The organism is Achromobacter sp. FW305-C-28 (assembly GCF_058783235.1).
Map to the genome: position 1 here is coordinate 776,619 of NZ_JBYSYL010000001.1, position 12,907 is coordinate 789,525.

The following is a 12,907-nucleotide window of genomic DNA, read 5'->3' on the forward strand; positions in this document are numbered from 1 at the left end:
GGGGAAAAAAAAGCAGCCCGAAGGCTGCCTTTTTGCTGTGACTCCCGCAGGAGCGACAGGATCAGGAAGCGGACTTGACCGTGCCGGCCGTACGGGCGAAACGGGCGCGGAACTTTTCCACGCGGCCGGTTTCGACGATACGCGTCTGGGCGCCCGTGTAGAACGGGTGCGATTCGGAGGTCACGTCGCACTTGAAGAGCGGGTACGTCTTGCCATCGAGTTCGATGGATTCGCGCGTGTGGACCGTCGAACGGGTGATGAACTTGTTGCCCGTTTGCAGGTCGGCGAAGACGACTTCGCGGTATTCGGGGTGAATGCCTTCTTTCATGGTGCTTTCCTAGGGCTCAGACAAGAGCCGTTCAAAAGTTAGGGTCGCCAGCAGGATCGCGCGGGTTGCCACTGTGGGTTGCCACTGGGGTTGCCAAAATGGACTGCCGCTGTTCTTGCCACGTATCCGAAAAGTAACTGCGAATTCTAGCATGGGATCGGCTGGGTCGGCCAGGGGTTACGGGCGGCGCTGCGCAGCGCCACCCGCGTTCCTCTATATGGGGACAGGACCGCCGGCGATCAGAGTTCCGTGCGCAGTTTCCAAATCTCGGGGAACAGCACCACTTCCAGCATGCGCCGCAGGTAATCCACGCCCGACGTGCCGCCGGTGCCGCGCTTGAAGCCGATGACGCGTTCGACCGTGGTGACGTGGCGGAAACGCCACAGGCGGAACGCGTCTTCCAGGTCGGTCAGCTTTTCACCCAGCTGGTACAGGTCCCAGTAGCGGTCCGTGTCCCGGTAGACCGTCAGCCAGGCCTGCTCGACGCCATCCGACGCCTGGTAGGGCTGGGTCCAGTCGCGTTCCAGGTGGTCGGCCGGCACCGTGACGCCATGGCGGGCCAGGAGGCGCAGCGATTCGTCGTACAGCGACGGCGCCTCGTAGGCCTGGCGCACCTGGGCCAGCAGGTCCTCGCGATGCGCGTGCGGCTTGAGCATGGCCGCGTTCTTGTTGCCCAGCAGGAATTCGATCTGGCGGTATTGGTAGCTCTGGAAGCCGCTGGACCGCGCCAGGTAGGGGCGCAGGGCGGAATACTCGGGCGGGGTCATGGTCGCCAGCACGTCCCAGGCGTGCACCAGCTGCTCCATGATCTTGCTGACGCGGGCCAGCATCTTGAAGGCGGGCTGCAGGCGGTCCGCGGCCACGTTGGCGATGGCCGCGCGCAGCTCGTGCAGCATCAGCTTCATCCAGAGCTCGCTGGTCTGGTGCTGCACGATGAACAGCATTTCATTGTGCTCGGGCGACAGCGGGTGCTGGGCGCCCAGCAGCGCATCCAGATGCAGGTAGTCGCCGTAGGTCATGTCGCGCGCGAAGTCCAGCTGCGCCTTTTCTTCGCGGACGATGTCTTCGGGGCGTTCGGGGCGGCTCATGCTTGGCCTCCGCAGGGCGGGGCGGCACGGCGGGCGGACGCGGGCAGGCTGCGCCAGCCGCAGAACGGCAGGCAGGCGCAGGCAAGCGCCATGCGCGGATCGGATAGATGTGTCATGGTCGTGCTTCTTTCACAAAGCGGGCGGCCGGCGCCAGGCACGGGCGCGTTTGCCGCGCCGCAATGCTGGTTGCGCCCGGCCTGCCCGACGGCCGGTGTTTCAGCCCAGTTCGCGCAAGACGGCGCGCACCGGGCTGGCGTCAGCCTGGACCAGAGCCAGCGGCAGGGCGATCAGTTCGTAATCGCCTTCCGGTACGTCATCGAGCACCAGGTTCTCCAGAACCCGCATGTCGTGGCGCAAGATGGTGTGATGGCTGTCCAGGGTCTTGCTGGACGCGGGGTCGATGCTGGGGGTGTCCAACCCGATCAGCATGACGCCGCGTTCGGCCAGCCATTCGATGGTTTGGGGCGCGTAGGCCGAGAAATCGTCGGTCCACCATTCCTGGGCGGCGTGCTTGGCCGTGCGCACCAGGATGCGCGGGGGCAGGTTGGCCGCCGCGTGCAGCAGGTGTTCGGGGGTGATGAGCGGGCCGCAGTCGATCGCGTGGATGACGCGGCAAGGGCCCAGGAAGGGCTCGAGCGACACCGCGCCGATGGCGGCGGCGCCGTTCTGGTAGTGCAGCGGCGCATCGGCATGCGCGCCCACGTGCGGCGACAGCGTGATTTCGCTGACGTTGACCGGACAGCCGGGCGCGAGCGACCACTTCCATTGCTGGCGGTACGGCGTGTCGCCCGGGAACACGGGCGAAGCCGTGGAGACGGGCGGGGAAATGTCCCACAGGCGTTTCATGGAAGTCGCTGGATCGCGAAAGCGGAAATTAGGTTAAGCCTAAAACAATATCGGGCCGTAGTCTAACGAAATCCCGGTCGGGACGCAGCCCCCTGGGGGCGCCGTCACAAGCGGCCCAGTTCCGCCATGGACGCGACTTCGTCGCCCGCGACGATCAGGTGGTCCACCAGCGAAACGTCCACCAGCGCCAGCGCCTGCTTGAGGTGCCGGGTGAAGGCCTGGTCGGCCGCGCTGGGTTCGGCCAGGCCCGACGGATGGTTGTGCGCCACGATCAGGGCCGCCGCGTGGTGCCGCAAGGCCTCGCGCACGACCTCGCGGGGGTAGACGGAGGCCTGCGACAGTGTGCCGCGCGCCAGTTCGCCGCTGGCGATCAGCCGCAACTGGCTGTCGAGGTAGAGGGCGATGCAGTGTTCGACCCGGCGGTGCGCCAGCGTGACCTTGCAATATTGTTTCACCCGGGTGGGGTGGTCCAGCGTGCTGTCGCGGGTGAGTTCTTCTTCGACGGCGCGCTTGGCCAGTTCCAGTATTGCCGCCAGGGAACACGCCTTGGCGGTGCCCAGCCCTGGCACGGCCAGCAGTTCTTCCGGGGTGGCACCCAATAGCCCCCGCAGTCCGGAAAAGCGTTCGAGCAGCCGGCCGGACATATCCAGTACGTTCAGGCCCGGCACCCCGGTGCGCAGGCCGATGGCGAGCAGTTCGGCATCTTGTAACGCGGCGGCGCCGTGACGCAGCAGGCGCTCTCTGGGACGCTCGTGTTTGGACACCCGCACAGACAATTTCATAAGAGGCTCTAAAATCAGGGTTTACTTACTGTTTAAACACGGTGGCAGATCGTGAGCATCGCCTCTAATGAAGTGAACGTTTTGGTCCGTCCGGACTCCTACCTGACGCTGCACTACCGCATCACGCTGGCCTCCGGGCCGGGCCAGGATTCGGTGTTCACCGACACCTTCGATGGCCGTCCGGCCACGCTGCAGATGGGCAGCGGCCAATGGGCGCCGGGCCTGGAAACCGCCTTGCTGGGCAAGGCCGAGGGCGACCGCTTCAGCGTCACCATCGAGCCCGCCGACGCCTACGGCGACCGCAACCCTGAGCTGATCCAGCGTGTCACGCGCAAGATGCTGGCCGAACATGCCGGCGCGGACGCTACCTTCGAGCCGGGCGACCTGGTCGAATTCGCCGCGCCCAACGGCGGGCGCTACTCGGGCGTGCTCAAGGAAATCAACGAGGAATCGGCGCTGTTCGATTTCAATCACCCGCTTGCGGGCGTCCGGTTGCGAGTCGACGTGGCGCTATTGGGAGTTCTCTGATGAGCCAGGTCGTCACCGCCGCCGACGCCGAAGTCCTGCTGGCGCAACCGCGCGGCTTCTGTGCCGGCGTCGATCGCGCCATCGACATCGTCGAGCGCGCGCTCGAGCTGCACGGCGCGCCGATCTACGTGCGCCACGAAATCGTGCACAACCGCTACGTGGTCGAAGACCTGCGCGCCAAGGGCGCCATCTTCATCGACGAACTCGAAGACGCGCCCGCCGGCGCGATCGTCGTGTTCTCGGCCCATGGCGTGTCCAAGGCGGTCCGGGCCGAGGCTGAAGCCCGCGGCCTGCAAGTGTTCGACGCCACCTGCCCGCTGGTTACCAAGGTTCACATCGAGGTCGCGCGCATGCGCGCGGCCGGCCGCGAGATCATCATGATCGGCCACAAGGGCCACCCGGAAGTCGAGGGCACGCTGGGCCAGGCCCAGGGCGGCATGTACCTGGTCGAAACCGTCGGAGACGTGGCGGGCCTGGAGGTCGCCAATCCCGACAACCTGGCCTACGTCACCCAGACCACGCTGTCGGTGGACGACGCTGCGGCCGTCTCGAAGGCGCTCAAGGCGCGCTTTCCGAGCATTGTCGAACCCAAGAAAAGCGACATCTGCTATGCCACCCAGAACCGCCAGGACGCGGTCAAGGTGCTGTCGCCCGAGTGCGACCTGGTGCTGGTGGTGGGCAGCCCCAACAGCTCCAATTCCAACCGCCTGCGCGAAGTCGCCGACCGCATGGGCGTGGCGTCGTACCTGATCGACGGCGCGCAATCCATCGATCCAGCCTGGCTCGTCGACCGCAAGCGCATCGGCGTCACCGCCGGCGCCTCGGCGCCCGAGATCCTGGTGCAGCAGGTGATCGCCCGCGTCAAGGAATTGGGCGCGGTGTCGGTGCGCACCATGCCGGGCCTGGAAGAAAACGTGGCGTTCCCGCTGCCCAAGGGCCTGTCGCGCAAGGCCGCGCAGACCGAATCGCTGGAATAGGCGCCAGGCGTTCCTGCGCCCCCCCTCGACAAGCGCAACGCCCGGCGGGCGTTGCGCGCGACAAGAACCAAGGAGACTTCATGCAGTTGTACAGCTATTTCCGCAGCTCGGCCGCGTACCGGGTGCGCATCGCCCTGAACCTGAAAGGCCTGCCGTACGAATACCTGGCTGTGCATCTCCTGAAAGATGGCGGACAGCAGTTGTCGCCCGATTACCGCAAGGTCAATCCGACGGGCCTGGTGCCCACGCTGATCGACGGCGACGCCGTCATCGGGCAGTCGCTGGCCATCATTGAATACCTGGAAGAAACCCATCCGCAGGTACCGCTGCTGCCGGCCGACCCGATCGGCCGCGCGCGGGTGCGCGACCTGGCGTTGGGTATTGCCTGCGATACGCATCCCTTGAACAACCTGCGGGTGTTGAAGTACCTGAAGCACACGCTGGGTGTGGACGAAGCCGCCAAGAACGCCTGGTACCGGCACTGGGTGGATCAGGGTCTGCAAGCCCTGGAAGCGCAATTGACGGGCTCCCAAGCCACCGGCAAGTTCTGCCATGGCGATACGCCCACCATTGCCGATCTCTGCCTGGTGCCGCAGGTGGCCAACGCGCGCCGCCTGGAGTGCGACCTGAGCGCCATGCCCACTGTGGTGCGCATCGATGCGGCCTGCCGCGAATTGACCGCCTTCGACGCGGCCGCGCCGGGCAAGCAGCCGGACGCTGAGTAAGGCAAAACCGGCCGGGCTCCAGATGGAGTCCCGGCCGGTCGGTGTGATGCCGCCGTGCTGCGCTGCGGCTCAAATCAGCGGTTCAACCCCGCGGTTCAACCCAACTGCACCGGCACGAAGATCTTGTCTTCTCCGCGCTGCACCAGCAGTGCCACGGTCTTGCCGGCCTTGGACAGCGCGTCCTTGACCTGGCTGACGTTGTGCACCGGCACGCCGTTCAGCGACAGCAGTACGTCGCCCGCCTGAATGCCTGCCTTGGCGGCGGGCCCGGCCGACTGCTCGATCAACAGCCCTTGCGTGCCCGACGCTTCCTGCTCTTGCGGCGACAGCGGGCGCAGCGCCAGGCCAAGCTGACCCTTCTGCACTTCGCGGCTTTCGCCCGAGGCCTGCGTACGGTCCTTGGGGATGCCGCCCAGGGTAGCCACCACTTCCTTGGCCCCGCCGTTGCGCCACAGGTCCAGCGTGATCTTCTCGCCCGGCGTGGCCAGAGTGATCAGCGAAGCCAGATCCCCGGAAGACACGATGGTCTTGCCGTTGATCTTGCGCACCACGTCACCCGGTTGCAGGCCGGCCTTTTCAGCGGCGCTGCCTTTTTCCACGCTCGACACCAGCGCGCCGGACGGCGTATCCAGCTTGAAGGAATTGGCCAGGTCCTGGTTCACTTCCTGCACTGTCACGCCCAGGCGTGCATGCTGCACCTTGCCATGTTCCAGGATCTGGTCCTTGATCTTGTAGGCCACATCGATCGGAATCGAGAACGACAGACCCTGGAAGCCGCCGGTGCGGCTGTAGATCTGCGAGTTGATGCCGACCACTTCACCGCGGTCGTTGAACAGGGGGCCGCCCGAGTTGCCGGGGTTCACGGCCACGTCGGTCTGGATGAACGGCACCGAGGTGTCGTCCGGCAGCGAACGGCCCTTGGCGCTGACGATGCCTGCCGTGGCGGTGTTTTCCAGGCCGTAGGGCGAGCCGATGGCCAGCACCCATTCGCCGACCTGCAGCTGGTTCACGTCGCCCACCTTCACCACCGGCAGGTTCTTGGCGTCGATCTTGATGACGGCCACGTCCGTCTGCGTGTCGGCGCCCAGCACCTTGGCGCGGTATTCGCGGCGGTCGGTCAGCTTGACGGTCACTTCCTTGGCGCCTTGCACCACGTGGGCATTGGTCAGGATGATGCCGTCGCTGCTGACGATGAAGCCCGAGCCTTCGCCGCGTATCGGCACCTCGCGCGAGGGCATGCCGCCCCGCGCGCCGGGAATCTGGCCGAAGAACTGCGCGAACGGATCGTCATCGTCATCGGACACCTTGCGCGTGCCGCTGATGCTGATGTTGACCACGGCGGGGCCGTAGTCGTGCGTGATCTGTACGAAATTGGGCGGGCTGGACGGGCTGATCGCGGGGGCGGCAGCGGCCACGGGCGACGGCGCATTGGCGGCCATCGACACGCCGCCAAACGCGGCGGTGGCGCCCGCGCCGCCAATCGCGCCGGCGGCCAGCAGCGCCAGCACCAGGCGCGAGGGGTTCATTTGCGAGGTCTTCATGTCGGCTCCTGCGTTCATGTTTGAGGACATGGCGCTATCTTCGGGCCTGACACTTAGGTGAAACTTAAGTGGGTGGGCGGGATTGCGAAGTCGACGGATTGCCCAGCGGAAAGTCGACCTTGACCCGCAGGCCCTGGCCGCCGGGAGCGTCTTCCAGCGTGATGGCGGCGCCGTGGCGGTCGGCGATGGCGCGTGCGATCGCCAGGCCCAGGCCGCTGCCGTGCTGGGGGTTGCCTTCCACGCGATAGAAGCGGTCGAACACCCGCTCGCGTTCGGCGGACGCAATGCCGGGGCCGTTGTCGTCGATCACCAGTACCGCGCGGCCCGCCTGCGCATCCAGGCGGATATCGATGTGGCCGCCAGGGGGCGTGTACTTGATGGCGTTGTCCAGCAGGTTGCGCGCCAGCAGGACCAGCGCGTCGCGATGTCCGGCCACCCAGGCCTCGGGGGCGCCTTGGCGGTCCACCTCGATCTGCTTGGCATTGGCGGCCGCCAGGGTCTCGGACAAGGCCAGGCGCAGCACGTCGCCCAGGTCCACCGCGGCGGCAGGCGGTTGTTCGGCCGTGTCTTCGTGGCGCGCCAGGGACAGCAATTGCTCGACCAGCCGGGTGGCGCGCTCGATGCCGGCCGCCAGGCGTTGTTCGGCCACGTGGCGGCTGTCTTCGTCGCCTGCGCGGCGCAGGGATTGCAGTTGCAGGTTCAGCGCTGCCAAGGGCGAGCGCAATTCGTGCGCCGCGTCACCGACAAACTGCTTTTGCAGCGCGAAGGCGCCGCGCATGCGTTCCAGCAGCAGATTCAATTCCTGCATCAGCGGACGAATCTCGTCGGGCAGGTCGGGCACGTCGATGGGCGACAGGTCTTCCGGCCGCCGGTCGGCCACCTGGGCGCGTGCGCGCTTGACTGGCCGCAGCGACCAACTGACCACGCACCAGACGATCAGCATCAGCAGCGGCGCGGCCGCGGCGATCGGCGCGATCGTGCGCCAGGCCAGGCCGCTGGCCATGCGCTTGCGCACGTTCATGTCCTGCGCCACCTGGATCACCTGGAACGGCGTAGCCAGCGAGTAGACGCGATAGGTGTTGCCTTCGACCTGGGCATCGGCAAAGCCCAGGATGATCTGGTCGGGCAGAGGGCGGCGCGAACGCGAATTGAAGACGCGCACGCCGTCAGGTGTCCAGATCTGGATGATCAGGTCGTCGGCCATCGGCGTGGCCGACCCCTTGGCGTGCGCCGGCCCCATCCGCAGCAGGCCGTCGCCGGTGCCCAGTGACAGGGCGGTGCGTTGCAGCAGCGAATCGAAGATGTCGTCGGCCTGCTCAAGCGTGCTGCGGTAAGCGATGGCGCCTTGCACCAGCGCGCCCACCGCAATGGCGGCGAGCAGGAAGAACAGCAAGCGGGCCCGCAGCGAATAGCTAAGCGGAATGCTCATGTTTTAGGAATGACATAGCCGACGCCCCTGACGTTCTGGATCAGGTCCTGACCCAGTTTCTTGCGCAGGCCATGAATATAAACCTCAACCGCATTGCTGCTCACGCTGTCCTTCCAGCTGTACAGCTTTTCTTCCAGCTGCGCGCGCGAAAAGATCATGCCCGGGCGCGCGATCAGGGGTTCGAGCACGGCCCATTCGCGAGCGGTCAGCGGCACAGGCATGCCATTGACCGTTGCCGCGTGCGACTGCGGGTCGATAGTCACGCCTTCGTGCTCGAAGATCGGTTCGGCGCGCCCCGCGCTACGGCGGATCAAGGCGCGCATGCGTGCCAGCAGCTCGTCCATGTCGTAGGGTTTGACGATGTAGTCGTCGGCGCCGGCGTCCAGGCCCGCGATGCGATCACTGACGGCGTCGCGGGCGGTGGCGATCAGTACCGGGGTGCGGTCCTTGCGGCCGCGCAGATCGCGCAGCAGCGCCAGGCCATCGCGCTTGGGCAGGCCAAGGTCCAGGAGGACGAGATCGTACGGGTCGGTGCGCAGCGCCAACTCGGCGGCGTGGCCGTCCTTGACCCAATCAACGGCGTAGTGCTCGGCGCGCAGGCAATCCAGCACGCTCTCTCCGATCATGATGTCGTCTTCGACAAGAAGGATGCGCATGGTTGTTCCAGCCTGATGGGGGTTCCAGCAGGTTGGATGCGTGGGGCGGGGCGGGAGTTCCCTGAGGGGCGGTGCAGCAGGGTTTGCCTGCCGCGAGCGGAAATGAAAAAAGCAGCCCGAGCGGGCTGCTTTTTGAATTCTGGTGCCGGCAATAGGAGTCGAACCTACGACCTTCGCATTACGAATGCGCTGCTCTACCAACTGAGCTATGCCGGCAAGACCATTTGCTTTGTTTCCGGACATGCCAGAAGAGACAAGCAAAACATCTTTTCCTTCCCAACTCAGCGCCTTTTTATGGGGCCTGATCTGGAAAGACCGAAATCATATCAGAGTTTTTTGGCGATGGGAAACGTGCGATGCAACTTTCCACAAAAACTTCGCGATTTGCACACTTCAAAATTTTCGTTCATAATCTCGTTTCTTAGCAGTTCCCCGATAGCTCAGTCGGTAGAGCGACGGACTGTTAATCCGCAGGTCGCTGGTTCGAGCCCAGCTCGGGGAGCCAAAGAATTCAGGGCCATTCACGCAAGTGAATGGCCCTTTTGGTTTGGATTTTCGGTTTGTATTTTGGCAGCCTGGTGAAAGTTTGATGTTATGTAATAACATTCTATTTTTAACCGGGTGGCTCATCATGCAGATAGAAGGCGCGGCGCGGCCGCAAGACGGGCGCCTGCCCGTGACGGTATTGTCCGGATTCCTGGGCGCCGGCAAGACTACGTTGCTCAATCATGTGCTGAACAATCGCGAGGGCCGGCGCGTCGCGGTCATCGTCAATGACATGTCCGAGGTCAACATCGACGCCCGGCTGGTGCGCGAGGGCGGCGCGGCCTTGTCGCGGGCCGACGAGAAATTGGTCGAGATGAGCAATGGCTGCATCTGCTGTACGTTGCGCGAAGATCTGTTGATCGAGATTCGCCAGTTGGCCGAAGCAGGGCGGTTCGACTACCTGCTGATCGAGTCCACGGGTATCTCCGAGCCGCTGCCGGTTGCCGAAACCTTCACGTTCCGGGACGAGGATGGGTCCAGCCTGTCCGATATCGCGCGACTGGATACGATGGTGACGGTCGTCGATGCATACAATTTCCTGCGCGACTACGCCAGCCGCGACAACCTGGCTGCGCGCGGCCAGGCGCTGGACGAGCAGGACGGGCGCACGGTCGTGGATCTGCTGATCGAGCAGGTCGAATTCTGTGACGTCATGGTGTTGAACAAGACCGACCTGGTGGGGGTGCACGACCTGGCGCGGCTTGAGGCCATCCTGCGCAAGCTGAATCCGCGCGCTGATATCGTGCGGGGCGAATTCGGCCGCGTGCCCTTGGCGCGCGTGCTCGATACCGGACGCTTCGATTTCGACGAGGCGGCGCGGTCGCCGGCCTGGCTCAAGGAGCTGCGCGGCGAGCACGTGCCCGAAAGCGAGGAATACGGCATCGGCAGTTTCGTTTTCCGCGCCCGCCGGCCGTTCCATCCGCAGCGGTTGTGGGATTGGGTGCACGAGGAGTGGCCAGGCGTGGTGCGGTCCAAGGGCTACTTCTGGCTGGCGACGCGGCCGGCGATTGCGGCGTCCTGGTCGCAGGCCGGGCCGGTGACGCGCTACGGCGCGGCGGGTTATTGGTGGGCCGCGCTGCCGGCAGAGCGCTGGTCAGAGGACGCCGAATCTCGCGCCCGCATCGTCGCCGAGTGGGACCCGGTCTACGGCGACCGTTGCCAGGAATTGGTGCTGATCGGCATCGGCATGGATGAGCCTGCCTTGCGCGCGCGGTTGACGGCCTGCCTGATGACACAGGAAGAAATGACCCGTCCCGCGTTGGAATTGGCTACGATCGCGGATCCGTTCCCCATCTGGGGCGCGGCGCACTAGAAGGAGGGCGAGGCAAGGCCTCGCGACGTGATGGGCGCGCAAGACGACAAACGCATTGGCGTAACGGTGATTTCAGGCTTTCTGGGCAGCGGCAAGACCACCTTGCTCAACCGCCTGCTGCGCGAGCCCGCCTATGCCGATGCCGTCGTCATCATCAACGAATACGGCGACATCGGCGTGGACCATCTCCTGGTACGCCTGGCGCCGGACAACATCGTATTGATCGAAGGCGGCTGCCTGTGCTGTGTGGTCAGTGGGGCGGTCGCCGATACCTTGCGCGATCTGTTCATGTTGGCGCTCAGTCGGCGCATCAAGCCGTTTCGGCGGGTGCTGATCGAAACCAGCGGGTTGGCGGACCCGGCCCCGGTGCTCTTCACGCTCAAGCATGACCGCTTCCTGGCCGAGCGCTATGTCTACCAGGGTGCCTTGGTGGTGGTGGACGTGCGGCAAGGGCCGCAACAGCTGGCATCGCAGCCGGAAGCGCTGCGCCAGTTGGCGCTGGCCGACACGGTGGTGTTCAGCAAATCCGACCTGGCCGATACCGCGCAGTTGCGCGAGGTGGAGCGGGCCGTGGCCGAGATCAATCCCGGTGCCCGGCGCTGCGTGCAACGGGGTGACGCGCCCTTGGCGGGCGTGCTGCTGGAAGGGCCGGACCCGCAGTCGCACCGCGACGGGGTCGAGCTGGCTGGCTGGCTGCAGGCATTTTCAAAGCCGATGGCGGCGCGTCATGCGCAGGTGGCCAGCTTTTCCATCACGCTGGTCGCCCCGATCGGCCGCGCAGCCTTCCTGGCGGGGGTTTCTCGTGTGCAGGAGCAGTTCGGGCCCGCGCTGCTGCGCATGAAAGGCCTGGTCTGTTTCGAGGGCGAGGCCCTGCCGTGCGAGGTGCATGGCGTGCATGGCGAGTTGTATCCCATTCGCCCCTTGGTCCAATGGCCGGGCGATGATCGTTTGTCGCAATTGGTCTATATCGTCAGGGGGGCGGATTCGGCCGAGGTTCGGGCAGCGGCGTGCGCCGCATTGGGCCAGTTTTCCGCGTAGGGCTCGATCCCATTCCCGGCCGGCGGGCGCCTTGCCGACGTCTCGGTGTGTCATTTCAGATGCTGAAAATGCACGGAAGTACGGTATAACCCGTAAAGTCTGGTGCAAAAATCGAGACAATCATGGACCGTTTGAAAGCGATGCAGGTGTTCGTGGAGGTCGCCGACAGGGGAAGTCTGTCTGCGGCGGCGGTTCATCTGGATATGTCCCGGGCCATGGTGTCACGTTACCTGGCAGAAATGGAACAGTGGGTCGGGGTGCGGTTGTTGCATCGCACGACCCGGCGCCTGAGCCTGACGCCGGCCGGCGCCGAAACCCTGCCGCGCTGTCGACAGATGCTGGACATGGTGGGCGACCTGCGCAGCGCCGTGTCCACCCCCGAAGACACGCCGCGCGGCCTGCTGCGCATGACCACCAGCATGTCGTTTGGCTCGCGTCACCTGGCTCGGGTCATTACCGACTACGTCAAGCAGCACCCCGGCACGTCGGTCGACCTGATGCTGGTCGACCGTGCCGTGAACCTGGTCGAGGAGCGGGTCGACCTGGCCGTGCGCATCACCAATGACCTGGACCCCAACCTGATCGCCCGCAAGCTGGCCGTGTGCCGGTCGGTGGTCTGCGCGTCGCCGGAATACCTGCAGCGCGAAGGCGAGCCTGCCCGAATCGAAGACCTGTCCCTGCGCAATTGCCTGACCCACTCCTACTTTGGCAAAAGCCTGTGGCGCTTCGAGCGCGACGGTGTGCCGGTGGACGTACCGGTCAGCGGCAATATCAGTGCCAACGAGGTGTCAGTGCTGGTGCAGGCTGCGCTGGAGGGGGCGGGTGTGGCCATGTTGCCGACTTACTACGCCACGGAATATGTGGCCGAAGGCCGTCTGAAGGTGATTTTGCCCCAGGCCAAGCCGCAGGAGCTGGGTATTTACGGGGTCTATGTATCACGCCGCCAGATGCCGCTGATGCTGCGTTCGATGCTGGATTTCCTGGTCGAGCGGTTGGGATCCACGCCCTGGGATGCGCCCTAGCGCACGGCGCTGCGTCAGGGGTTTGGGGCGTTTGAAGTGCCGCTTCTGGGGGCACCGCCGGTTGAGGGACAGGTATATAGCGGTATAAT

Annotated in this window: 13 protein-coding genes and 2 tRNA genes; 7 read left to right on the forward strand and 8 right to left on the reverse strand. The window is 65.2% G+C overall.

Translation table 11 applies throughout. From position 1 onward, the window contains the following. Positions 1 to 61 precede the first annotated feature (61 nt). From AC3WMR_RS03560 to radC, 4 genes are all read right to left on the reverse strand, one after another. Positions 62 to 328, reverse strand: a complete 267-nt coding sequence (locus tag AC3WMR_RS03560; protein WP_025140210.1) for a type B 50S ribosomal protein L31 — start codon at positions 326 to 328, stop codon at positions 62 to 64. Positions 329 to 567: 239 nt separating this feature from the next. Then, positions 568 to 1,416: a tryptophan 2,3-dioxygenase gene (kynA, locus tag AC3WMR_RS03565; protein WP_492262685.1), complete on the reverse strand. Its 849-nt coding sequence runs from the start codon at positions 1,414 to 1,416 to the stop codon at positions 568 to 570. 216 nt (positions 1,417 to 1,632) lie between these two features. After that, complete coding sequence (kynB, locus tag AC3WMR_RS03570) at positions 1,633 to 2,262, reverse strand: arylformamidase (protein ID WP_445658483.1); 630 nt, start codon at positions 2,260 to 2,262, stop codon at positions 1,633 to 1,635. A 104-nt stretch (positions 2,263 to 2,366) separates the two neighbouring features. Then, positions 2,367 to 3,044, reverse strand: coding sequence for a RadC family protein (gene radC, locus AC3WMR_RS03575; protein ID WP_492262686.1), 678 nt, complete (start codon positions 3,042 to 3,044; stop codon positions 2,367 to 2,369). A gap of 51 nt (positions 3,045 to 3,095) precedes the next feature. On the opposite strand from radC, the gene AC3WMR_RS03580 reads away from it, so the two are divergent. The 3 genes from AC3WMR_RS03580 to maiA all read left to right on the forward strand — a co-directional run bounded on the left by AC3WMR_RS03580 (position 3,096) and on the right by maiA (position 5,274). Continuing rightward, positions 3,096 to 3,572, forward strand: coding sequence for an FKBP-type peptidyl-prolyl cis-trans isomerase (locus AC3WMR_RS03580; RefSeq protein WP_025140214.1), 477 nt, complete (start codon positions 3,096 to 3,098; stop codon positions 3,570 to 3,572). Continuing rightward, on the forward strand, positions 3,572 to 4,549 hold the full coding sequence (gene ispH, locus AC3WMR_RS03585) for a 4-hydroxy-3-methylbut-2-enyl diphosphate reductase (protein ID WP_492262687.1): 978 nt from the start codon (positions 3,572 to 3,574) through the stop codon (positions 4,547 to 4,549). The genes AC3WMR_RS03580 and ispH overlap by 1 nt, the downstream gene beginning before the upstream one ends. Positions 4,550 to 4,629: 80 nt before the next feature. Further along, entirely contained in the window at positions 4,630 to 5,274 is a 645-nt protein-coding gene (gene maiA / locus AC3WMR_RS03590) for a maleylacetoacetate isomerase (protein ID WP_492262688.1), read from the forward strand. A gap of 95 nt (positions 5,275 to 5,369) precedes the next feature. Here maiA and AC3WMR_RS03595 read toward each other — a convergent pair whose 3' ends face one another. The 4 genes from AC3WMR_RS03595 to AC3WMR_RS03610 form a co-directional block, all read right to left on the reverse strand. Continuing rightward, the gene (locus AC3WMR_RS03595; RefSeq protein WP_492262689.1) at positions 5,370 to 6,815 is read right to left on the reverse strand and encodes a DegQ family serine endoprotease; all 1,446 of its coding nucleotides are present in this window, start codon (positions 6,813 to 6,815) and stop codon (positions 5,370 to 5,372) included. A 64-nt stretch (positions 6,816 to 6,879) separates the two neighbouring features. Beyond that, on the reverse strand, positions 6,880 to 8,244 hold the full coding sequence (locus AC3WMR_RS03600; RefSeq protein ID WP_492262690.1) for an ATP-binding protein: 1,365 nt from the start codon (positions 8,242 to 8,244) through the stop codon (positions 6,880 to 6,882). After that, positions 8,241 to 8,900, reverse strand: a complete 660-nt coding sequence (locus tag AC3WMR_RS03605) for a response regulator (protein ID WP_492262691.1) — start codon at positions 8,898 to 8,900, stop codon at positions 8,241 to 8,243. Before AC3WMR_RS03605 ends, AC3WMR_RS03600 begins: the two co-directional genes overlap by 4 nt. Before the next feature lie 140 nt (positions 8,901 to 9,040). Beyond that, positions 9,041 to 9,116: transfer RNA gene (locus AC3WMR_RS03610), tRNA-Thr, on the reverse strand. 213 nt (positions 9,117 to 9,329) lie between these two features. Between AC3WMR_RS03610 and AC3WMR_RS03615 the strand changes: the two genes are divergently transcribed. From AC3WMR_RS03615 to AC3WMR_RS03630, 4 genes are all read left to right on the forward strand, one after another. Beyond that, positions 9,330 to 9,405, forward strand: a tRNA-Asn gene (locus AC3WMR_RS03615). A gap of 126 nt (positions 9,406 to 9,531) precedes the next feature. Next, positions 9,532 to 10,758: a zinc metallochaperone GTPase ZigA gene (gene zigA, locus AC3WMR_RS03620; protein ID WP_492262692.1), complete on the forward strand. Its 1,227-nt coding sequence runs from the start codon at positions 9,532 to 9,534 to the stop codon at positions 10,756 to 10,758. Between the two features lie 30 nt (positions 10,759 to 10,788). Beyond that, the gene (locus AC3WMR_RS03625) at positions 10,789 to 11,796 is read left to right on the forward strand and encodes a CobW family GTP-binding protein (RefSeq protein WP_492262864.1); all 1,008 of its coding nucleotides are present in this window, start codon (positions 10,789 to 10,791) and stop codon (positions 11,794 to 11,796) included. A 122-nt stretch (positions 11,797 to 11,918) separates the two neighbouring features. Further along, complete coding sequence (locus tag AC3WMR_RS03630; RefSeq protein WP_492262693.1) at positions 11,919 to 12,818, forward strand: LysR family transcriptional regulator; 900 nt, start codon at positions 11,919 to 11,921, stop codon at positions 12,816 to 12,818. Positions 12,819 to 12,907 lie beyond the last annotated feature (89 nt).